The 22676-nt window shown below is 34.5% G+C and carries 23 protein-coding genes and 2 pseudogenes; 9 read left to right on the plus strand and 16 right to left on the minus strand.

Annotated features, from left to right (window positions below; all coding sequences use genetic code 11):
- The first annotated feature begins 46 nt into the window (after positions 1–46).
- Genes BTOYO_RS02100 through BTOYO_RS02125 form a run of 6 tightly spaced genes read left to right on the plus strand, consistent with a single transcriptional unit; the run spans position 47 to position 5197 of the window.
- Positions 47–406 (plus strand): ArsR/SmtB family transcription factor, encoded by a 360-nt coding sequence (locus tag BTOYO_RS02100; RefSeq protein WP_000336202.1) that lies wholly within the window; start codon positions 47–49, stop codon positions 404–406.
- On the plus strand, positions 396–2828 hold the full coding sequence (locus tag BTOYO_RS02105) for a heavy metal translocating P-type ATPase (protein WP_000182593.1): 2433 nt from the start codon (positions 396–398) through the stop codon (positions 2826–2828). The genes BTOYO_RS02100 and BTOYO_RS02105 overlap by 11 nt, the downstream gene beginning before the upstream one ends.
- A gap of 59 nt (positions 2829–2887) precedes the next feature.
- A complete protein-coding gene (locus BTOYO_RS02110) occupies positions 2888–3472 on the plus strand; it encodes an SCO family protein (RefSeq protein ID WP_000738794.1) in 585 nt (194 codons plus the stop codon).
- 16 nt (positions 3473–3488) lie between these two features.
- Entirely contained in the window at positions 3489–4205 is a 717-nt protein-coding gene (locus tag BTOYO_RS02115) for a DsbA family protein (protein ID WP_000479383.1), read from the plus strand.
- Positions 4202–4633 carry a disulfide oxidoreductase gene (locus tag BTOYO_RS02120; RefSeq protein WP_000982255.1) on the plus strand — a complete coding sequence of 144 codons (432 nt, stop codon included), beginning with the start codon at positions 4202–4204 and terminating at the stop codon, positions 4631–4633. The genes BTOYO_RS02115 and BTOYO_RS02120 overlap by 4 nt, the downstream gene beginning before the upstream one ends.
- A gap of 45 nt (positions 4634–4678) precedes the next feature.
- Positions 4679–5197, plus strand: coding sequence for a PCYCGC motif-containing (lipo)protein (locus BTOYO_RS02125; RefSeq protein WP_000036751.1), 519 nt, complete (start codon positions 4679–4681; stop codon positions 5195–5197).
- A gap of 140 nt (positions 5198–5337) precedes the next feature.
- Here BTOYO_RS02125 and BTOYO_RS02130 read toward each other — a convergent pair whose 3' ends face one another.
- The 8 genes and pseudogenes from BTOYO_RS02130 to BTOYO_RS02170 form a co-directional block, all read right to left on the minus strand.
- Positions 5338–5526 carry a hypothetical protein gene (locus BTOYO_RS02130; RefSeq protein WP_000164171.1) on the minus strand — a complete coding sequence of 63 codons (189 nt, stop codon included), beginning with the start codon at positions 5524–5526 and terminating at the stop codon, positions 5338–5340.
- Positions 5527–5662: 136 nt separating this feature from the next.
- On the minus strand, positions 5663–6664 hold the full coding sequence (locus BTOYO_RS02135) for a phosphotransferase (RefSeq protein WP_000680486.1): 1002 nt from the start codon (positions 6662–6664) through the stop codon (positions 5663–5665).
- Positions 6665–6720: 56 nt separating this feature from the next.
- A pseudogene (locus BTOYO_RS02140) lies at positions 6721–7550 on the minus strand (GNAT family N-acetyltransferase).
- A gap of 139 nt (positions 7551–7689) precedes the next feature.
- Positions 7690–8094: an arsenate reductase (thioredoxin) gene (arsC, locus tag BTOYO_RS02150; RefSeq protein ID WP_000428368.1), complete on the minus strand. Its 405-nt coding sequence runs from the start codon at positions 8092–8094 to the stop codon at positions 7690–7692.
- 25 nt (positions 8095–8119) lie between these two features.
- Entirely contained in the window at positions 8120–9160 is a 1041-nt protein-coding gene (gene arsB / locus BTOYO_RS02155; RefSeq protein ID WP_000826574.1) for an ACR3 family arsenite efflux transporter, read from the minus strand.
- An 18-nt stretch (positions 9161–9178) separates the two neighbouring features.
- Positions 9179–9616: an ArsI/CadI family heavy metal resistance metalloenzyme gene (locus BTOYO_RS02160; RefSeq protein WP_001270995.1), complete on the minus strand. Its 438-nt coding sequence runs from the start codon at positions 9614–9616 to the stop codon at positions 9179–9181.
- A gap of 59 nt (positions 9617–9675) precedes the next feature.
- Positions 9676–9981, minus strand: a complete 306-nt coding sequence (arsR, locus tag BTOYO_RS02165) for an arsenical resistance operon transcriptional regulator ArsR (protein ID WP_000046017.1) — start codon at positions 9979–9981, stop codon at positions 9676–9678.
- A gap of 532 nt (positions 9982–10513) precedes the next feature.
- On the minus strand, positions 10514–11023 hold the full coding sequence (locus BTOYO_RS02170) for a DinB family protein (protein WP_001076297.1): 510 nt from the start codon (positions 11021–11023) through the stop codon (positions 10514–10516).
- A gap of 718 nt (positions 11024–11741) precedes the next feature.
- Between BTOYO_RS02170 and BTOYO_RS28205 the strand changes: the two genes are divergently transcribed.
- On the plus strand, positions 11742–11948 hold the full coding sequence (locus tag BTOYO_RS28205) for a hypothetical protein (protein WP_001009379.1): 207 nt from the start codon (positions 11742–11744) through the stop codon (positions 11946–11948).
- Between the two features lie 377 nt (positions 11949–12325).
- Here BTOYO_RS28205 and BTOYO_RS02180 read toward each other — a convergent pair whose 3' ends face one another.
- From BTOYO_RS02180 to BTOYO_RS28130, 5 genes are all read right to left on the minus strand, one after another.
- On the minus strand, positions 12326–13270 hold the full coding sequence (locus BTOYO_RS02180; RefSeq protein ID WP_000052091.1) for an acetyl-CoA carboxylase carboxyltransferase subunit alpha: 945 nt from the start codon (positions 13268–13270) through the stop codon (positions 12326–12328).
- A gap of 32 nt (positions 13271–13302) precedes the next feature.
- On the minus strand, positions 13303–13749 hold the full coding sequence (locus BTOYO_RS02185; RefSeq protein WP_000817662.1) for a MarR family winged helix-turn-helix transcriptional regulator: 447 nt from the start codon (positions 13747–13749) through the stop codon (positions 13303–13305).
- A 517-nt stretch (positions 13750–14266) separates the two neighbouring features.
- The gene (locus tag BTOYO_RS02190) at positions 14267–16123 is read right to left on the minus strand and encodes an alpha/beta fold hydrolase (RefSeq protein ID WP_001261128.1); all 1857 of its coding nucleotides are present in this window, start codon (positions 16121–16123) and stop codon (positions 14267–14269) included.
- 59 nt (positions 16124–16182) lie between these two features.
- Entirely contained in the window at positions 16183–16749 is a 567-nt protein-coding gene (locus BTOYO_RS02195; protein WP_001072318.1) for a TetR/AcrR family transcriptional regulator, read from the minus strand.
- Positions 16750–17229: 480 nt separating this feature from the next.
- Entirely contained in the window at positions 17230–17358 is a 129-nt protein-coding gene (locus tag BTOYO_RS28130; protein ID WP_002093597.1) for a hypothetical protein, read from the minus strand.
- A 336-nt stretch (positions 17359–17694) separates the two neighbouring features.
- Here BTOYO_RS28130 and BTOYO_RS02205 point away from each other — a divergent pair, with 336 nt between their 5' ends.
- Together BTOYO_RS02205 and BTOYO_RS02210 are read left to right on the plus strand one after the other, a co-directional pair.
- The gene (locus tag BTOYO_RS02205; protein WP_000659655.1) at positions 17695–18378 is read left to right on the plus strand and encodes a GntR family transcriptional regulator; all 684 of its coding nucleotides are present in this window, start codon (positions 17695–17697) and stop codon (positions 18376–18378) included.
- Between the two features lie 21 nt (positions 18379–18399).
- On the plus strand, positions 18400–19032 hold the full coding sequence (locus BTOYO_RS02210) for a sterol desaturase family protein (RefSeq protein ID WP_000770120.1): 633 nt from the start codon (positions 18400–18402) through the stop codon (positions 19030–19032).
- Positions 19033–19523: 491 nt separating this feature from the next.
- Here BTOYO_RS02210 and BTOYO_RS02215 read toward each other — a convergent pair whose 3' ends face one another.
- The 3 genes and pseudogenes from BTOYO_RS02215 to BTOYO_RS02225 all read right to left on the minus strand — a co-directional run bounded on the left by BTOYO_RS02215 (position 19524) and on the right by BTOYO_RS02225 (position 22599).
- Positions 19524–20627, minus strand: coding sequence for a Ger(x)C family spore germination protein (locus tag BTOYO_RS02215; RefSeq protein WP_000824421.1), 1104 nt, complete (start codon positions 20625–20627; stop codon positions 19524–19526).
- A pseudogene (locus BTOYO_RS02220) lies at positions 20624–21397 on the minus strand (GerAB/ArcD/ProY family transporter); the annotation flags it as partial. The gene BTOYO_RS02215 and the pseudogene BTOYO_RS02220, both read right to left, overlap by 4 nt.
- Positions 21398–21436: 39 nt before the next feature.
- Positions 21437–22599, minus strand: a protein-coding gene (locus BTOYO_RS02225; protein ID WP_087951311.1) for an IS3 family transposase whose coding sequence is annotated in 2 segments (ribosomal slippage) — positions 21437–22332 and positions 22332–22599 — 1164 coding nt in all. Because the reading frame shifts where the segments join, the coding sequence is not laid out codon by codon here.
- Positions 22600–22676: the final 77 nt, after the last annotated feature.

Here is a 22676-nt window from a genome sequence, read left to right on the forward strand (position 1 = left end):
AAGAATAACATATTAGTAATTACTAATACGAATGGAGAGGATACAATTGTGCAACTCAAATGATTCAGATGTAAAAGCCAAGTTCATCCGTGGCTTTGCTGATAAAACAAGATTACAAATTCTTCAATGTATGATGGATGGTGAAAAAACAGTATCTGAAATTGTGGAAATCACGCAAGGAAATCAGTCAAATATATCTCAGCACTTAAACTGTTTAAAAGGATGCGGAATCATTCTAGGTAGACAGGAAGGAAAATACGTCCACTATTCCTTACGCAATAAGCAAATTGAACAGTTACTCACTATGTTTGATGTCGTTTTTCATGAAGTACAAAATGAAGTAGCGTCATGTGATAAAAACGATGCTTGTTTATCTCAAAAAGGAGAAAACTGTCATGACAAATAAGAACGGGAAGGAAAAACAAACTTCATCATGTTGTTCTTCAAAAAAAGAGATTCTGATTGTTCCTATTGCTAAGGAAACCTCTTGTTGTAGTACTGAAAAAGAAATAGAAGATTCGTCATGTTGCTCCTCTAAAAAAGAGATTCCAATTATCCCTATCACGAAGGAAACCTCTTGTTGTAGTAGTAACAATGATTCTATAAAAACAGAAAATAGCTCTTCCTGCTGTTCATCTGAATTAGCTCTAGAAAAAGAACAAACGACATCAAAGTCTTCTTGCTGTAGTGACAACTCATGCGAAGATCCATCTCCTCCTCGTGCTACTCAGAAAATAGTAGGAGACGGTGTACAAACATACGTAGTGGACGGAATGGATTGCGGTGCGTGTGCCTTAACAATCGAAAAGCATCTACAAAATGTTTCAGGCGTAGAAGAAGTTCGAGTAAACTTTGCTACTGGAAAAATGCATATTCGTCATGACCGCGATGTGGATGACATTATAAAAGAAGTGTCTAATGCAGGGTTTGGGGCTTCCTTAGCAGGAGCCCGCAGAGGGTCCGCTCCTGTTCAAAAAGCTAAAAATACAACTTTAATTCTTTCAGGATTATTTTTAGCTTTAGGGTTTGGAGGAAGTTTTACAAACATATCACCTCTTCTTATTACACTTCTCTATGCGGCGAGTATCGGTATCGGTGGTTATAAACCTGCTAAAAGCGCCTTTTATGCAATTAGAAGTAAATCACTTGATATGAATGTTCTTATGATCTCAGCTACAATTGGTGCTGCATTAATTGGTCAATGGCTAGAAGGTGCAACCGTTGTTTGGTTATTTGCATTAGGTGCAACTTTGCAAAATAAATCAATTGAACGTACACGAGAATCTATTCGCGGATTAATTGATTTAACACCGTCAGAAGCTTGGGTACAAGTTGGAACTGAACTTATAAAAAAATCTGTAGATGATATTGCAGTGCGTACAACAATTGTTGTAAAACCTGGTGAAAAGATCCCATTAGACGGCACAGTTACAGGCGGTACTTCTACTGTAAACCAAGCTCCGATAACTGGTGAATCTATCCCAATTGATAAACAAATTGGTGATTCCGTATATGCGGGGACGATTAATGAGGAAGGTTCACTTGAGATTACAGTAACTAAACTCGTTGAGGATACTACGTTATCTCGAATTATCCACCTTGTAGAGGAAGCACAGGAAAAGAAAGCACCGACAGAAGCATTTTTGGATCGTTTCGCAAAAATCTATACACCTATCGTTTTTGTATTAGCAATCGGTGTCATGATCATCCCTCCCCTTCTTGGTATGGGCGAATGGATGGAATGGATTTATAAAGGGTTAGAACTTCTTGTTGTTGCGTGTCCTTGTGCTTTAGTTATCTCAACTCCTGTTGCAATCGTATCTGCAATAGGAAATGCCGCAAGAAACGGTGTACTCATTAAAGGTGGTACTGCACTAGAAATTGCAGGTGCATTAAATGCTATTGCGTTTGATAAAACAGGTACATTGACTGAAGGAAAACCAAAAGTAATGCATGTGCGAAGCTTACATTGTACGGAAGATGAATTATTATCAATTGCCGCAACAATTGAAGAATATTCTAATCATCCCATTGCAAAAGCCATTACAGCATATGCTAAGGAGCATCAAACTTCTATCCAAAGTGGAACGGACTTCCGCGCTATTGTAGGGAAAGGTGCGCAAGTCACAATAGATGGCGAAACATACTACGCTGGAAATAAAGCATTATATGAAGAGTTTGGAATTTCGCTTCAAATGTGGAATGAACCAGTTCGAGAGATGCAAAGAATTGGTCAAACCGTGATACTTGTTGGAACGAACAAAGTTATTTTAGGAATGATTTCAGTAGCAGATTCCATTCGCTCTACTACTTATGAAACGATTCAAGAATTAAAACGAGCAGGTATTCAGGAAACTGTTATGTTAACAGGAGACAACGAAGGAACAGCTGAACATATTGCACAGAAAGCAAAAATAGATCGTTATTTTGCTAACTTACTTCCAGAAGACAAAGTGCATGCTGTAAAACAACTTCAATCTGAAGGAAAAACAGTAGCTATGATTGGGGACGGTATTAATGATGCCCCTGCCCTCGCTACTGCAAATCTAGGAATTGCTATGGGCGGTGCTGGAACTGATACAGCAATGGAAACGGCAGATATTGTATTAATGGCAGATAATCTTGAAAAACTTCCGTATACGATGAAACTTAGCCGGAAAGCATTGTACATTATTAAACAAAATATATGGTTCTCATTGATTATTAAATTTATTGCCCTTTCCTTTATCTTCCCAGGCTGGCTTACTCTTTGGATGGCTGTACTAAGTGATACAGGCGCTGCGCTTATTGTAATCCTAAACAGTATGCGTTTATTACGAAACAAATAATAAGATGCGGGGCTACCTAGTAGCTCCGTACCTTAAATAAATTTTGAAAGGATGTACATATGAAAAAAATGCGTGTCATTACATTACTCATGCTTATTTCTATCATTACGATTTTAGGAGCATGTAGTGATAGTAAATTAAGAGATTCACTCGATTGGGATGTAGAAAAGTTTACATTTACAGATCAAAATGGCAAAAAGTTTGGTTCATCTGAATTGAAGGATAAAGTTTGGGTAGCCGATTTTATTTTTACAAGTTGTGAAACCGTTTGCCCTCCTATGACAGCTAATATGGCAAAACTTCAAAACATGTTGCAAAAAGAAGGTATTAAAGATGTAGAGTTTGTATCGTTTAGTGTAGATCCTGAAGTGGACACACCTGAAAAAATAACAGAGTTTATGAAAGTATATGAAATGGATGCGAAGCGAACTCATTTTTTAATAGGGTATACACGACCAGAAATTGAAAAGTTTGCAAAAGATAACTTCCAAACACTTGTAACGAAACCAGAAAACAATACACAAGTTATACATGGTACAAGCTTTTATCTTGTAGATAAAGATGGGAAAGTTGTAAAGAAGTATTCAGGTCTTCAAAACACACCGTATGAAGATATGATCCGTGATATTAAAAGAATTCGCTAATTAAAAACTACTTATTATGTTTCTATTAAACTTAAAAAATCCGAGGTGTTTATATGAAAAAAAGCAAAGTTCTCACATCAAATTATTGTTCGTTGCCACATTGATCATTTTCGCTGCTGTTACAGCTTTCGTCGTGTTAAATAAAGAAGATAAAGTTGCGACAAATAAAGTAATAAAAGATTTACCCCCTATTGGCAAGCAACCTACTTTAGGAAAAGAAGATGCACCAGTCTCTATTATCGAGTTTGGCGACTTTAAGTGTCCTGCTTGTAAAGCATGGGGTGAGCGCATCTTCCCTCAGCTTCAAAAAGACTATATCGATACAGGGAAAGTTAAATTTTCATATGTAAATGTTTTATTCCACGGAACGGAATCTAAATTGTCTGCTTTAGCTGCTGAATCTGTTTATAAACAAGACCCACAAGCCTATTGGAGCTTCCATAAAGAATTATTTAACGCACAGCCAGCAAATCACGATGATCCATGGATTACTCCTGAAAAACTATTAGAAATTGCGAAAACATATACACCAAGTATTAATACCGTTCAACTTGAAGAAGATTTGAAAAAACAAACAGCGCAAGAAGAAGTAAATAAAGATGAAAAGCTAACGCAAGATTACGGTGTAGAACAAACACCCAGCATTGTCATTAATGGAACGATGTTGTCTGATCCTTATGATTATGAACAAATCAAAAATTTAATTGAAAAAGCATTAAAGGACAAGAAATGATGAATACAACAAATAAGCATTTTGAATGGCGTAATTACACTTTATATTTTGCATGGATTGTATCAATGATAGCGACACTAGGTAGTCTATTTTCCAGTGAGATTCTTGGGTTCATACCGTGTGAATTGTGCTGGTACCAACGAATTATGATGTATCCGCTCTGTATTATTTTAGGCATTGCAACGTTCTATAATGAAAAGAATATGAAAAAATATGTATTACCAATTTCTATTATCGGCGGGAGTATTTCACTTTATCACTATGCAATACAAAAAATCCCTGGCATTTCAGAGATTAACCCGTGCGTGCAAGGTGTCCCTTGTAATGTCGATTATATTAATTGGTTAGGTTTTATAACGATCCCCTTCTTAGCGTTAATTGCTTTTTCTTTCATTACTTTGTTTATGTTGTTAACGAGATCGAATTAATAAAAACATTATGTAAAGGTAGCTCTACAGAGAGGAGACCGTATGATGTCAAAGATCGTACCGATATTTTTATTAGTAAGTCTATTAATTGGCTGTATTTCCATTAATGATTCATCACCTACTAAGAACAACAACACACAAAATCAATTACAAGAAACAAAAAATAATGATACACATTTTAAAGGTGATACGCTAGAAACGACAGCTACTGTAGAAGCTCTTCCTTCTTTCTTATCATCAACTAAAAACGGACAAGTCTCACAAATTTATGGAATGGTAGGAAAAGATATCGAACTCTTACAATGGATTCCTTGTTATTGTGGGTGTGCTGAAAACTCAGGACATACAAGTAATAAAGATTGTTTTATCCGGGAGATGAAAGAAAATGGTCAAGTTACATGGAATTCACACGCTATGAATCACGCAGAGTGTGTAGATATCGCTTTCCAAGCTGTTTTAATGAAACAAAACGGAGCGTCTCCTTTAAAAATTCGAAAAAACATCGATAAACAATATAAAAAAGACGGTGTAAAAGCTACTCCAACGCCGATGCCAAGTGCTTAACATAATAAAATTATTTATTACTAAAAAACAGCCATCAATATGGCTGTTTTTTAGTAATTGATTGTTGTTATTTTCCCAAACGATAAAGAGACTTCTCTAGTCAGGTACATAAAGTTTATTTGTTTCATATTCAATTCGTATTATGCAACAACCTCAAATTTCAATGTGTTTCGATTTACTACGATATATTCACCTTTTGATTTATTCATTACTAGAGAGACTTCGTTAGTATGTGTTATTTCAAAACTATCATTTTGTATATCCACCAATAATTTTACTTCCATATCACTATTTCCATATTTCAAGCCACTATAAGATAATTTCGTCATTGTTATCCTCCCTTTTTTATATTAACCTATCTCTATAATACTATAAATTATAACCTTTACGAAAATAGTCTGTTATTACGAATGCATTTGTGCAAAAGACATTCCCGAAAAAATAATTGGTATATAACAAAAAAACCTACTTATATGAATTGGCTCTTTCTCTACTTACTAATACAGATAGATTTTCTCCTCTTATTTTATAAACTCTCAAATGTTTCTCTAATTCACTCTCATCACCTAATAGACTCATTGTCTTTTTAACAAAGTTCCAATTTAGACTGCCGGATAACCATAGTAGTGAAGAAAGTCTTTTATAATCATTTATAGTTAAAATGTTATTATCTCCATACCCTTTTAAAAATGCTCTAGTAACTTCCGAACATACTACATGTGACCCTATTCCTTCTGTCCGGGAATACCACTTTATTAAAAAGGCTAGTCCTTCCATACGATCAACATATCCAATCGATTCAAAATCTATAATTCCTTTTACACATTGATTTGCATCCCATATGACATTTAAAGGATTTAAATCTGTTTGTACTATAAACTCTAAATCGCTAGTATGTGCGCATTCTATATGGTACTTAGCGAGATCTATATACCCTCTTAATTTCTTACATGTACCACCCTTATTTTCTAATAGCTTTATAAACTCACCATATCCATCTAAATGTGATTTCTTTTGAAAAGTCGAGCTTTGAAACATACTAGAAATATCATGTATCTTTCTTGCTTCCTTTCCAAAGACTTCTGCCATCGTTTCTGTACAATAAGTAACATGCTCCCCTTCCATCCAAGTAGACAATACAAACCGGTACTGTTCCTCATTCCAAGTGAGTAATGTAAAGCAATCCCCCGCCATATTCTCCTTAATCTGCATAAACGGAATTCCATGCTCTCGTAAATAATACGTAAACCGTACTTGCTCTTTCAATTGTTCATTTGATAACGCCCCAAAGGCCGAATTGATTATTCGATCGCTATTTATAAACCGTGCGGAATACCGATTCCCATTCACCATGATTTTATAGTGTAGATCTGTATGCCAACTGTTCTTATGTAGTTCTTCTTCTACTACTAATGCATGAATTTCTTTAAAATAATTTATTACTACGTCTTTTATTATATGTTTCATCCTATTCTCCTTACATGTAAAAACTTTTGATGATAGGTTTGTAACATACACTTAATTTACTCAAAAGGAAAATAATATCCTACATAATTAAACACATTTGTAAAACCTACATTTTCTACAACGGCCACAGAAGGCTTATTTAATTCCATGCAGTCCCAATATGGAATGATCTTATTCTCCAAACACTCTTTTACGAAACTATGAACTATCGTTTGCGCTAATTTTCTACCTTGGTGACCTTCTATCGTTTCAATATCTATGCAATGTATATTTTCAAAAACGAACCCTGAAAAACATACACTTACAATCAGGTTGTCAAAAACTATACAATAGCCTATTCCCTCATTAAAAAATTCATCAAGCGAGGACCAAAACTCTAAAATTTTTGATTGTAAAAATTCAATATTCTTCAATACATTCCCCTGATTTTCATAGAGAGCTTTACTCATTTTTATCACTGTATACCCTTGTTCAATTTTAGGTTCATAATTACCCTCATAATCCTCTTCCTTTAGCGTATACACCCTTTGATTCCAACTCTTTAATTTACGATATTGAAATATTTTTTCGATTGTTTTATTCCACTTTGAATGATTACCAATTGCTTCAAAGCAATCTAGTCCAGCCTTTCTCGCCTCAGGTTCTATCACATTATCAATAAAACTATTCATTTCATTATTAAACTTTTCATTTTCTGCACTTCCTATAAAAAGAAGCCATCATTATTCCCTAACCAGATAAGTCCTGAATTAGGAGAATAGATGTTATCTACAAATATACGACCAGGGTTCACCCCTGCAATTACAGCCTTTACTTCTAATTGACCTTTTTCATTTACTAAACCGTTACATTTATAAAAATCATTCATGTTTAATTCAGAAATCATATGTTAAACCACCTTCCTGAAACCGCTCTATTCTAACTTTACCACCATGACAGAATATTCTCTATTCATTTTAACAGTTGTTTAAATCAATAAAAAAGAGCCAATCCCTATAAAATAGAAGATTGGCTCTTTCCTTTATTTACTCCCCTGTATCAGAAAATCGCTTTATACGTTCTCCAATTTCATCGCGAACACGTTGAAATTCAGACCACTCTTTTCCTGCTGGATCATCGAATCCCCAGTGAACACGATTTACGTGCGGAGGTGTCGAAGGACAAACAGAATCTGCATGACTACAAAGGGTAACGACTAAATCAGCGTTATTTAAAATATTTACATCAATTATATCCGAAGTTTGATTTGTTATGTCGATATTTACTTCTTTCATCGCTTTAATAGCATTTGGATTTACTCCGTGTGCTTCAATACCTGCAGAATATACATTCCACTTATCACCTACATATTGTTTGCCCCATGCTTCTGCCATTTGGCTTCGGCATGAATTTCCTGTGCATAAGAAATAAATTGTCTTTTTGTTTTCCATGTTGTTTTCCGCCTTTGTTTTTAAATTATACTGGCTGATCACTAAAATATTTTCGCTTAAACCAAAAAGCGACGTTTACAAGTGCAATCATTACAGGTACTTCCACTAACGGCCCGATAACAGCTGCAAATGCTGCGCCTGAATGAATACCAAACACACCAACTGCTACAGCAATCGCTAACTCAAAGTTATTACTACCTGCTGTAAATGCTAACGTTGTCGTTACCGGATAGTTTGCACCAATTTTTCTTCCCATAAAGAAAGAAACAAAAAACATCACAATAAAATAGATTAATAACGGAATTGCTATTCTTACCACATCTAATGGTACGCTAACAATCATTTCCCCTTTTAAAGAGAACATAATGATAATCGTAAATAGCAATGCAATCAATGTAAGTGGACTAATTTTAGGTATTAACACCTTTTCATACCACTGTCTTCCTTTTAACTTAACGAGTACAAAGCGTGTCAACATGCCTGCTATAAAAGGAATTCCTAAGTAGATAAATACTGATTTCGCTACTTCTATCATTGTAATATCGACAATAGCTCCTTCAATCCCTAACCATTCTGGAATGACTGTTACAAACACGTATGCATAAACGGAGAAGAATAACATTTGGAATACTGAATTAAAAGCCACTAAACCTGCCGCATACTCTTTATCCCCATCTGCAAGATCGTTCCAAACAATCACCATTGCAATACAACGTGCTAAACCAATCATAATGAGCCCGACCATATACTCTGGCTTATCAGGAAGAAAAATAATTGCTAAAACAAACATAAGTACAGGTCCAATAATCCAGTTTTGTACTAAAGATAAAACCAATACTTTTACGTCTTTAAACACTCGGCCCATTTCCTCGTAACGAACTTTCGCTAGTGGTGGATACATCATGACAATTAAACCAACAGCAAGCGGGATAGACGTTGTTCCAACTTGTAATGTATTCAGTCCGTCTACTACACTAGGAAACACAAACCCTAAACCAATCCCAACAGCCATAGCTAGAAAAATCCATAGTGTTAAATATCGATCTAGAAAAGATAAACGTTTCATTTTATTTTCCATCTCCTATTAACAACAAGAATTTTTAGCTACCTCATTTGAAGTCGTGCAACAAGATGCCTCTTCTATTGTATGAACATCACTCTGTGCTTTCGTATAAAAGAATTCCCACTCGTTCCCATCAGGATCTGTTACCCAAAACTTATCTTGAACCGCATAGCAACAAGTCGTATCCATCTCATCACGCGCAAAGAAACCTTCTTTTTCTAATCTTTCTTTATGCAATGTAATTTCTTCAGCTGTATCCACTTGGAAACCGAAATGATTTACTTGATTTCCCTTCACTTCATCTCTTACGTTCAGTGTAAAATTAAGTCCTGGCGTCTCTAATAAAAATTTTGCATAATCCACTTTCACCTTAACTGGTGACACACCAAATACCTTTTCGTAGAATTCGATAGACTTCTCTAAATCCGTAACATTTATACCGACGTGAACATATCTCATAGTTTATTCCTCCTCTTATATATTATTAATCAATTTTTTTTGATTAATAACGCAAAATTTTAACAGCAACTACCTTTGCCTGTTTTTCTAAAGATACAGCACAATTCTTCTGATAATAAATTATTTACTTCCACATCATTTAAATCATAATAACTCCACGTACCTTTTGTTTCTTTTATAATTAAACCTGCATCTAATAAAATCTTTAAATGATAGGACAACTTAGATTGCGTCATTTCAAAAACCTCCGTTAAATCACATACACACGTCTGGCCTCGCTGACAAAGCTCATACATAATCTCTAAACGCTTTTGATCCGCCAACGCTTTAAACTTTTTCTCATAGAGCTGAAAATCTTGCGCCACTGTAGTTCACTCTCCCTTCATCAATTTTTTTTGATGTTTATAGTATATATGCTGATTAATTTATTATGCAACTAATTAATCAAATTTTTTCGATTTACAAAAACTTCCTCACGTCATATCTTTGCTACAACTAAAAAGGACCATAGCCTTTTCAAAAATAAAAAACTACGGTTCTTTTTACAACTTAATAGTTACAATATTTCCGAGGAATGGAGTCTCTATAACCGTTTTAAATTTTAATTTGACCATTATAGAGTAGTGCTTCATCACTATCAAGCTAAGAAAAACAAATACCCCCAAATGAAAAAAATCGATATAACGCTTCGGCAAATAAAGATAACTCTTGTTTTTGTTGCATATTCATAAAAAGCACATTACTATTCTCATTAACATAAGAGAATAGTAATGTGCTTTTAATTTCAAAAATAGTCTAAATCCTTAAGTTGATGGTTGTGGGGCGGGCCCCCAATAAGAACGGTATCTAAGGTTGTATGAGAGGTGTTAGTTCCATTCCAAAGACCTCAGCCGATGATTAACTCAAGTACCGATTTCGGATGACCCCCATGTGATGAAGTTCGTGTCCTGCGATGCCGTACGCGAGGGCGCGCACCGTAATGCTTAGGTTGTTGGCTGTGCCCTTGCGGGTCCACTCCTCCGCCGGTAGCCCGCGCAGCAATGTGATCGTTGATTGCCGTACGGCCCGGTAGTCTTCGGCCAATTGCTCGGTTGTCCAGCTTCCGAAAGGAGGTATGAACAATTCCTGATCGAAACCGGTCAGAGGCGTCTGGTCCCCTCTTGCGAACCGGAGCAGGCGGTAGGTCATGACGCGTTCCGCGTCTGCAATGTGGCCCACGACTTCTTTCAGCGTCCATTTTCCTTCCGCATACCGATATGCGGCCTGGCTTTCGGTCAACGATGCCAGGAGCTCGGTCATTTGCTTTTCCTGGGCGAGCAGAATATCGATGATGTTACCGTCCGGTACCAAACGGATATATTCGCCAGAGTTCCCGGCGTACTCTTCTTCTGACGGTCTTTGATTCATGCGTAGTCACCTCTTTATGTATATATAGAAAATTATAGCACTCGTCTATGTCTAATAAATTCTCGAAATGATAGAGCTTTCCTTCTAATAATTGAGGATAAGCAACTATTTAGTTTGTCGGTCGCCACACTATCCTGATTCGTTAGCACCATAAGCAATGCTAATCAATAATGCATAAAGTGAAACTTTAATCAGTGGGGGTTTTCTTCATCCCCCACTGATTATTAGCCCTCACCAATCGGACTTTTATGGGCAGTTGATCCCCCACCTAACTTCTTTGCTTTCGCTGCATTTTGAGGTGGGGGTCTTACTGCCCATTAAAGCGGGATAAAAATTATCTGTTATACAATATTTCGAAGTTATTTATATATAAAGGTAACACCTTCTTTTTTAATTTAGAGGTGGATTTTCAATTATATTTTGAAATGAATCGGAGTAAAACACACTAGTATAACTACTTTTTTATACAAGATTTCATGCAAAAAAGAATAGCGAAGATCCCTAGAATCTCCGCTATATCAATGATGTATAAAATCTTGTATAAGTGATAGATAGACATAGAGACAAAAGATTTAGTAAAAACAAGGATTCTATGAAAAACTTGCTACCGATAATGAGACGTTATGTTAACCGAATATGTATATCATATACAAAAAAATCACACGATGTATTACTCCTCGCTAATGGTATAATAAGGAAAGACGGAAGGAGAATCTCAATGAATTTCATACAATTTTTTGATGTTACATTTAATATGCTGTATACGTTTTTTTCAAAAGGAATTTGGATAGTCCTCTTCTTCTTTTTCTTGAATAAGTTATACGAGAACCAAAAATTGATGGCAACATCACGTGTAATTACTGCCGTTCTTCTTGGGCTTTATCTCTTATACATTATTTTAGGACCCCTATTCTACTTCCAATAACGAGAATTATGTAAATAAGCTGTCCATGTGGACAGCTTATTGTTTTTTTGCTTAGCATGCAAAATTCGTGTCTTGTTGGCGGTACCACATTGCCATCAACCTAAGCTTTTGAGATACCCCCCATAACGAAATTTCCACCTTTTTACAGTTATTTATGAGAATTCAGCTCATTTTTTCGTTTTGGGGAACAATCAATTTCTTAAGTTGATGGGTATGTGATAATGCTTCCATTTGAACAAATTTTCCTTTTCCATACCGATCACACATCTTTTGTAGAGTAATAGTATCAGCATATCCCAGTTTAAGAGGTTACTTACAAAATATTCGAAATTTTTTTGCGAGAATCCTCCGAAATGTAATACGGACTTTAAATATTTTCATTTATAATTCTCTATTTGTCTATACTTTTCATACCGCTGTTGTATAAGCTCTTCCGAGGATAATAGTATCAATTTTTTTAGAGATGATTCGATTACAGATTCAATCATTTTTGCCTGTGATTTTATATCATTTTGTGCTCCACCTTTAATTTCAGGAATGATTTCATCAATAATTCCTAAATGTTTTAAATCTTTTGCTGAAATTTTCATATGTTCAGCAGCTTCTGGAGCATACTTAGCGTCCTTCCATAGGATAGATGCTGCTCCTTCTGGCGAAATTACCGAGTACCATGAATACTCTAACATATGGATATGGTTACCGACACTAATGCCAAGAGCTCCACCACTTGATGCCTCTCCAATTACAATACAAACAATCGGCACTTTAAGTGTAGTCATTTCAAATAGATTTCGAGCTATCGCTTCAGAAATTCCACGTTCTTCAGACCCTATCCCTGGATAGGCGCCTATTGTATCAATAAATGTAATAATAGGGCGATTAAATTTATCAGCTTGTTTCATAAGTCTTAGCGCTTTTCTATAACCTTCTGGATGTGCCATTCCAAAATTTCTTTCTATACTTTCTTTTGTATTTCTACCTCTTTGATGACCAATAACCGTAACGGGCATTCCTTTAAATTTTGCAATACCACCCATCATTGCTTTATCATCACCATATAATCGATCACCATGAAGTTCGAGAAAGTTTGTAAACAATAAAGGTATATAGTCCAATGTCGTGGGTCGGTTACGTAGCCTTGCAATTTGAACTCGTTGAAAAGGTGTAATATTAGAATAAATTTTATCTTGCATTTTATTTAAACGTTTTTCTAATTCATGAATTTCTGACGATAAATCTACATTATTTTCTTTCATAATTTTCTTTAATTCATCAAATTTCTCTTTTAATTCAATAATAGGACGTTCAAAATGCAAACTCATTTTATCCTCCAAATGTTATGACTTACCTCACTCTAATCAAAAGGCTTAGAAATAGAATCAATAAATAATTCAAAACCATCCACAACTATTTTTTGTTCTGATTCTGATAAATTATTGAGAATACTTTGATAAAATGTAATGGATTGCTCTCTTAAGCAATTAACAGTTATGTGACCTTTTTCTGTGAGGTGCAGAAAAAGTTCTCTTCTATTTTTTTCATTTACTTCACGATAAATAAGCCCCTTTTTTACTAACTTATCTACCAATCTACTTACAGTTGAAGTCTCTAATCTAAGTTTATTGGATAGTTGCCAAACAGTTAGTTTTTCCACCTCTAGTTCCTCTAACGCCATCATTTGAGAAGTTGGTAAAGGTTTTTCAAATGGTCCATTGGGCAAATTTTGAGATTCAAAAACCCCAGTTATTATAATCATTTTCTTAATATCTGTCCTTAGTTTTAAGGCATCTTCTCTTTTCAAAAAGGTCACCCTCCTACAACTAATGTATCATACATCAATTGTATTATACATGAATATGATTTTTTCACAAGCTTAACGTAAGCCAATATTACAACATGGACGAGATATTTCTTCTTGTTAAAATGGTATAAGTGGATTGTTTTCTACAAATGGCAGAACATCAATTATGTATCAGGGGCCTTTATGGGGTACCGCTCATCGCAATCAAGCCAAGAAAATAAAACTACCCCAAAAACGAAACTTTGTGATAACTTGTAACAAAAAACTCATAATTTTTTGGGGAGTTCTAAATTCTTAAGTTGATGGGCATGGGGTAGCACCACATCGCCATCAAGCTAAAATTTTATAGCACCCCCAGAACGAAATTTTGTACTATCTTGTAACAAAATGCTCATTTTTTCGTTTTGAGGTATTTGCGTTTCTTAGTCTGATGGTGATGGGGTGGGGCCCTAAACAGTACAATTTTATTTCAAAGACACAACGATCTTACTACACACTTTTTATTTATCCCACACTCTCATCTGCTAGTATTACTATTTTTTATTACTAATGTTGCCGTTTCACTCGGATGGCTAAGAGGAAAATGATGGCCATATGGAACAAAATCAACCTTACCAAGATGCGATGGAGCAGAATAGCCTCTGTCATAATCCCCCCAAATAATGTGAAGATTATACTTTGTTACTTCACTGAAATCACCTTGATTGTTTTTCAGTAGTAAACTATTAAGCTGAACCGTAGTATTTAAAATTCTAGGAGAAGTAAAACTGTTACTTATTTTTTCGATATAATGTTCAGGGATGCTCTCCATACTTTCAAACAAACCATTACTTAATAAATAACGCCCTATCAAATTAGTAGTTGCCAATTTTAATGTCCATTTGTTCATAAATTGGGGAACATTTAGCGATGTAGCATTTTTTTTAGCAACAGGTGGCTGAAGTAAAGTGATTGAATACTTCTTATCTATGTACTTTTGTACCAATGCTTCCAGAAGAATAAACGCACCGAATGAATGGCCAATTAGATGTGCACCATTAGTAGCTTTCTCCAATAACTTTTTCACTACATTCAAATAGATACCTAGAAGATTTTTCTCTTGTTTAAAAGGAGAACGTCCCAAACCTGGAAGATCCAAGATCCATACAGGTTGACCAGTTTTTTCATGAAGCTCATGTGCTAAAGGAAATAAATCCTCTCCATCACTCAATAAACCATGTAATAAAATAAACGGTTTACCCTCTCCTTGTAATTGGTAAAGGGTATTGTTATCGCATAATGTTCGTTTAAATAAATGATTATGCTGGCCATTTTGATACATCATTCGATAATCCAGATCAGCTACTACGGCAGGGAAAAATTTCATTACACTCTTCTTCTTAAACCAATCTCCTCCCATAATTTTTTTCGCTGAAACATTTGAAAATTTTCGTTTTGTAATAAAATTCAGTCCATCAGAAGGAATTTTTGTTATTTTACTTACTCCACTATTCATAATTGCTTTCATAAGTGGCATTGGGACAGAGATTTTTGGTGCCCTCATATTCATACTTTCCGACATAATACTTAATAATTCAGCAATGTTCTGATCGTGCTGTTTGTCTTCAACAAGTGTATATGTTTGAATAGTCGGTTGTTCCAATCTGAAAACCTGCACAATAAACTTCGCAAGCTCATCGTTTGAAATAAGTGGTAACCTATATCCCTTATCCCCAGGAATCACTGGCATGAGCCCTCTTCGCATGCTCATCACAAGCAAACCTAATCCTGCTATCTGCTCTGTACTCCCTGTTTTACTACTACCGACTACAGTTGGCGGATTAATTACAGAAAGCGGATAACCTACTGCTGATGCCTGGTGACGGATATAAAGATCTGCTAAAAATTTTGTTCTCTCATATGGATTTTTTATTTTCAAATAATTGTTTCCTTCTTTAAACACATCAATTGCAATCTTGCTATTTTTATCATCAAAGGGGCTCATATAACCTACAACATGAATAAATTGTTGCAAGCCCTTCAATTGATGAATACTTTTAGCTAATTCACTAATATGTTTGGCGCCATTTAAAAATACGGAAGCTGCCTCTTTACTTGTCGCTTGAATATCCATGGGGCCTCCTGCGTGAATAATCACATCCGTTTTCAATACCCTCTCCTTATCTTCAGCACTTAGACCTAAATCTATTTTCGTCAAATCACCTTCAATAAAGTGCATAACTGCCTTTTTTAAGATGCCTCTTTCTTGAAAAATGCGTATTGCTTTACTTTTCGACCTTACTAAAAGAAGAATTTTAACATCCTCTTTGGCTAATTCTTTTACTAATTGCTTTCCAATAAAGCCTGTTCCACCAGTTAAAAATACTGTTCTCATATAAAATCCCCCTTTTTAGTACTACTCAGTACTAATTTGATGTAAAAAAAATGCTTCTTTTATCGAAGCAATTTTAAAAAATGATCTGCTGTTTTCGTGATTACAGTTGCATCTTTCAATGTTTCTGAAATAAATAACGCTCCTTCAAGATTTGTAATAAACAGTGATGCAACCTCATCAATATGAATCGTATTTCTGAATTCTCCATTCTCTACCCCTTGTTTAAGTAATAGAGAAACTTTCTTTTGTAATCCTGTAAAAAAAAGACCTATTTTTTCTTTTATTTGCGTGGCCTGTTTAGGACTTTGAATATAAAGAGTAATAAATGGACAGCTCCCCTTATACTCTCTCGATTGAACTCCTTGTGATAATTGCTTTAAAAACAGTTGGATACGATCTTCAACTAAAAATTGGTTCTGAGAAAGTACGTCATCAATTGCAGATTGATACATTTCAATCCAATAATCAACGACCCCTTCTAATAATACTTCCTTATTAGAAAAGTGATAATACACATTAGACTTTGAAACTTTGCTTACACGTACTAATTCATCCATACTTGTATAAGCAAACCCTTTTTCTAAAAATAATGTTGCAGCTACTTCAATCACACGTTTTTGATTCATTAATTTTACCTTTGTCATAACTAGAACTATATAGTACTAATTTAAACATTGCAAGTATTTATGTTAATTTAGAAAAAAATTTGATAAAAAATTTCCACTAACATTGATTTTACTGCAAAAAAATCTTATTTTGAATAAAGTTGAACTGAACCCCGAAATTGTTAATTCACTATCGTCTAATAGAGGTTACAATACATACCCATCAACTTAAGAAAAAGAAATGCCCCCAAAATAAAAAAATGAGCGGCTTCTCAGAATAGCTATCTGTAGAGAAAGAAAATTTTAATTAGGGGGATATGAAAATATTAGCTTGATGGTGATGGGGTGCTCCCCCATCGCTATCAAGCTAATATTCTGAAGTACGCCCAAAATGGGAATTTTATATTTCTATGGTTAATTAGATCTTAGTTATTTTAGGAATCCTAAATTTCCTCAGTCCAATTTAGAAGTTCTTTTCAAAAAATAGGGTTCTTAAGATACTTATCTTAAGAACCCTATTTTTTGATTTAGCATGGAAAGTATAATCTTTTCTAATTCAGCTTTATTTAAAACATCCTCAATAATTACAACTTGATAGGCATTGTCCTTTCCTTTTGCAGGAACAATCATTTTCATCCCCTTTATATTGCTTCCAGTTCATAATTCTCTATCTTGTCATTGTCATTAATCATAAATAAAATGGATCTTCTCCTGGTTCTATAGTGATGGTTTTTTCCTTGTTCTAAAATAGCGGATTGATAAATAAATTTTCTTAAAATTAAAGAAGTTGAGTGCGAAAGCAATGAAAATAAACTATTCTTTTCATAGAAATATATAGAAAGTTCGACAATCCTAATTATAAAAATTCACTCCTTTATCATTGACAGAAAATTCAAATTCAATATATAATTTTGGTATTACCAATGTCTTGAACATGTATTACCATTAAATAAAGGAGACGATGACTTGAAAGAAAAGGAACGCACCTCAGATAAAATTGTGAACGAATTAATTAAATCCATATTGGCCGGTGTTTATTCTATAGGAAGCACTTTACCGCCGGAAAGAGAGCTTGCGAAAGAATTTGGTGTTGGTCGCCCAACTATTCGTGAGGCGCTTCAACGTTTAGGAAGAAGTGGCTGGATAACAGGAAGAAAAGGAATGCCATCGATTATTAATGATTATTGGAGCAATGGTAATCTAACGACACTTATTAATATTGTTGAGAATCATCATACCATTACAGATGAATTCATTATGTATTTATTAGAATTTAGAAGTTCGTTGACTCCGACTTATATTCGTAATGCTGTTACGTTTAATCAACCTAAAGTGGTTGCTCTCCTTGCTAATCTTGAGCAACTTGAAGATAGTGCAGAAAGCTATGCAGCATTTGATTGGGATTTGCAAAAAAGGTGTGCTGGGCTTGCTGCCAATCCAATCTTTCTACTCATTTTAAATAGCTTTGATTCCATTTATGTAGATATGGCAAAAAGGTATTTTTCTGTAAAAGATCATCGTGAGTTATCCTTCAACTATTATCACGACTTATTAAAAGCTGCATTAAAGGGAGATGCGATTGAAGCAGAAAGATTGTGTAAGACAACATTGGAGAAAAGCTTGGCTCTTTGGAAAGATAGAAAAAAATAAAGAAAGCTGGAGGCGTGATAAATGAAACTAAAATATTTTAAAGAATATTTTTCCTATCCTGATATTTTGATTATGAGCTGTCTTTTCCTCACTAGCTTTGGATTTATGATTTTACATTTAACCTCTATCGGAATTTGGGGTGCTTTTATTTTGGGAATGATTATGTATTCCTTAGCTGAGTACGCTACTCACAGATTTATTTTTCATCTAAAGCCACCAAAGAATGCATTTTTATTAAAAACGCTTAAGCGCCTACATTATGACCATCATACAAATCCGAATGAATTACATTTATTATTTTTACCCTTATGGTATAGTGTGCCAAACATTGCAATTTCAGGAACGATTTTTTATTTTCTTTCATCCAGCTTTGTCATGACAAACGCATTTATTGCAGGTATTATGCTCTTTTTATTATTTTATGAGTGGAAGCATTATATCGCGCATCGCCCCATTCAACCAATATCACCATGGGGGCGATGGATGAAAAAAGTTCATTTATGGCATCACTTCAAAAATGAAAATTACTGGTATGGTGTTACGAATCCAGCCTATGATTTTCTCATGGGAACCTTTAAAGACCAAAAAGATGTTGCCCAAAGTAAAACTGCTAAAAACCTAGAGAAACGTGGTGACCAGAAAATAGAATTATAAAAATAATCTATTGTCATCATCCTGGAAATGTTGAATGAATTTTGCAGATTCGACATTTCTCAGGGAGTGGCAGGCATTTTTTCCTATTGAGTAGTACGCATGGTAATAGATTGCGTAAGGATCTTTTGAAAGTTTGTTCTGATCATTTACGAATTTATGTTCTTTTTAGAGGTATTTGTTGGAATGTCTATTAATCAATGAAAGATGAAAAATGAATGTGAAAATAAAAAAGAACTCTTTCATCTGTTGAGGAGTTCTTTTCATATAAATTACGATTGGGGTACCGTCACATCACCATCAAGCTAAGAAATGCAAATACCCCTAAGACGAAAAAAAGATCGTTTTTGTTACAAGTTAACACAAAATTTCGTTCTGGGGGTACTATAAAATTTAAGGTTCATAGCGATGTGACGGTACTCCTCTTAAAGACATTTCTCCTTCTAAAGTAGACAGTACTTGCAATCTTAGTACGAATCACAGTTGAATTCATGTTACTTAATCGTACCCATTCCGGCAATTTTAATGTTAACCTTGACGTTTACATCACCCTTTGCTAATTCATTATTCCATTTATTTTGGACTTTTTTCCATTCTGGATATGTGTAAGTTCTTGCATATTCTCCAAGCCCAATAGGATCAATTTTGGCGGTTTGTATTTTTTGTATTAATTGCTTGAAATCAGCTTCAAGCTTGGTTTCAATTGCCTTTTGTAATTTTTCTGCGTCCTTTCTTGTATTAAAGGAAAAAAGTCGTTCTGTAATACCAATTCTCATCTTTACATCTATATTAAATATAAAATGCTCATCATATCTTGTCTTTGTCTTTACTTTAATTCCGTAGGCAGTAAAACTTATCAAATCTTTATCTTGACTATCCGAATTTAGCTTAATTGGAACTGTAAATGAAAACTCCCCTGTAGTTCCTTGTTGCAAAATGCGTAAGAGTTTGTTTTCATCAGGTTTTAGCGTTAATTTATATTTTCCTTTTTCATCCAATAAAGCTGTACCTGTCACCCATATTTTATTCTTTTTTTTCACTTCAGTAATATTTGCTGTTAGCCCTTTGTCTGCTCTTTGCTCATATAGTTCTTGAAGAGTTGTTTTTACTGTGATATTTCTTAAAAAAGCGGTATCAACTAGTTTTGTTAAATATATAGGAAGTCGTGGCTTATCCTTTGGGCTATAGAAGATAACGTCCGAAACAGGTCCATCTACAGCGAGAACCCTTGCAGTAACTGTATTTTTTGGATCACGGTAAAATGGATCGAGGTAATTTTCCCAGTTTTTTTGTTTCAGTAACCTTTTTCCAACTAAAATAACCTGTGTTTTACTTCCCGCAGTAAGCGCCATAACCGTAGCATCAAATTGGTCTCTAGCTTTTCGGACCGTAGCAGATTTCACACCAGTTGTTTCTTCTTTTATTTTTGCTTCTTTATTGAAAACAGGGCTTGATATATACACTAATAAATTATCATTACGATCTAAATCGAGACCAAGAATAAGAGTAAGAGAAACATCTTCAACATTTCTTTGATCGAAGCATCCAGTCATCATGAACACCAATAACAAAATACAACATAGTACTTTTCTTTTCAATGTATCCTCCCCTGGCGAAACTTCTCGTATAGACAGCAATATAGCCACAAAATAATAGGTGATATATATGTTAATCCTAATCCAGCATTTGATAATACCTGTTGCCAAATTTCGGCTTCATTCCAACTAGGATGAGTCCAAAATGTGAATCCGATAATAAGTAATAAGAGAACAACTACATGAGAGCTGTGATCTTGTTTTCTAAGTAATTGGCTTGAACAAAATACAGAACAGTATAGGGCAGGAATCCATGATGTTGAAACAATGGTTAAGTAAACAGCCAATAAAATCATGTCAAAACGTTCTAAAAAACGAAATTCAATTACTTTCAGTAAATTTATTACCGGTTGATTATATTGCGTAATGCTATCAGGGCTAAAATAGGCAAAGCAAACAATAGTAGCAAATAAATAAAATAACATCGTTAAGGTGTTTGCTATAATCATTCCATGGACTGCATACTGTTTTTTTTGTAAAAACGGATATAAAAAGAAAGCAATATTAAACCCTAAATAAGCAAAAACAGTGCTTGGTACAGCCGTTAATATCGGTTTCCATCCTTCTTTTAAGAGCGGAAAGAAGGGCATCCAACTTCCATTCTCTTTAAGAGGGATCAAAAAAAATATCGGAATCCAAAGCGCCATATAAAAGAAAAGTTCTGAGTATCGCCCTAGAATGCTAGGACCGTTACGTGCAACAAAATAGGTAGGAATCGAAAATAACAAGATAACTATATAGTCAGGTGTTTTCGGGAGAAGCCATCCCTTAAGGTTGGTCTGGCCCCATTTGGTGAGACAAAGAAAAAACACCTAGATAACATGTTTCCTATAAGCTATAGGTGACATATTATCTAATTTTCTCTGAATCCGTTCATTATTATAGTAGTGGATGTATTCATCCACAGTTTGTATTATACTAGCATTATTCGATTGTTTTATATTTTGCGCATAGAATCCTTCGGATTTCAAATGAGAATGAAAGGATTCTATGAGGGCATTATCATGGCAGTTTCCTGTACGAGACATGCTTGTGATAATGCCTTTTTCTTTGGCATATGTTTGAAATTGTTTTGATGTATACACCTTTCCTTGATCCGAATGTAAAATCGTATCAATCACATTTCGCTTTTTTAAAGCCTCTTTTAGAGTATCTAATACAAGAGAAACATCCTGTGTCTCAGCTATTTTATAACTTACAATTTCATTGTTAAACCCATCTATAATAGATGAAAAATAAAGAGTCTTATTGCCGAACATCAAATATGTGATATCAGTGAACCATTTTTCATTAGGCTTGGTAGCTTTAAATCTCCGTTGTATTCTATTTTTAGCTACCACTGGTTCATGACCGAGTACAAATATCTTTTTCTTTTTTCTAACCCGAGATAATACGTTGTATTTTCTCATGATACGTAATACTTTTTTATGATTCATTACGATGTTAAATTGATCACGTAGACAAGCTGTAACCCGACGATATCCATACCGATATTTATGATGTTGACATATTTCTATTACGGTTTTTTCTTCATGGTTAGTTACTGTTTTCTCCTGCTTTTTCCAACGATAATAAGTAGCACGTGAAATATTAAATATGGAACACAGTTCTGCAATTGTAAAAATTGATTGCCATTCCTTTATCATTTTCATTATTTCTTCTTTTCCTCCCACCTCCTTAAGATTTCTTGGCACTTTTCCAGCAATATAATCTTTGCCTTTAAATAACGTATTTCTAATTCTTTTTGTTCAAGTTCTGTTAACCTTTTTAAGCCTTTTCCATGTGCAGATTGTCTTCCAATAGATTGTTCAAACCGATAGGTTTCGCCTTCACGATACCATTTCATCCAAGTTTTAATTTGAGCCACATGTCTAATTCCTAAGGCATCCATAATTTCTTTATTTTTGAATCCTTGGTGTTTCATTTCAACTACTTTCCACTTTATTTCGGCGGGATAATGCACCTTTTTCCCCATACGAAAAACACCTCCATTAAAATCATAACTGATACTTACGATTTAGAGAGGTGTTTTTTATCGTCTCATTCCCAGGG

The sequence above is a fragment of the Bacillus toyonensis BCT-7112 genome (genome assembly GCF_000496285.1).
Lineage (GTDB): Bacteria > Bacillota > Bacilli > Bacillales > Bacillaceae_G > Bacillus_A > Bacillus_A toyonensis.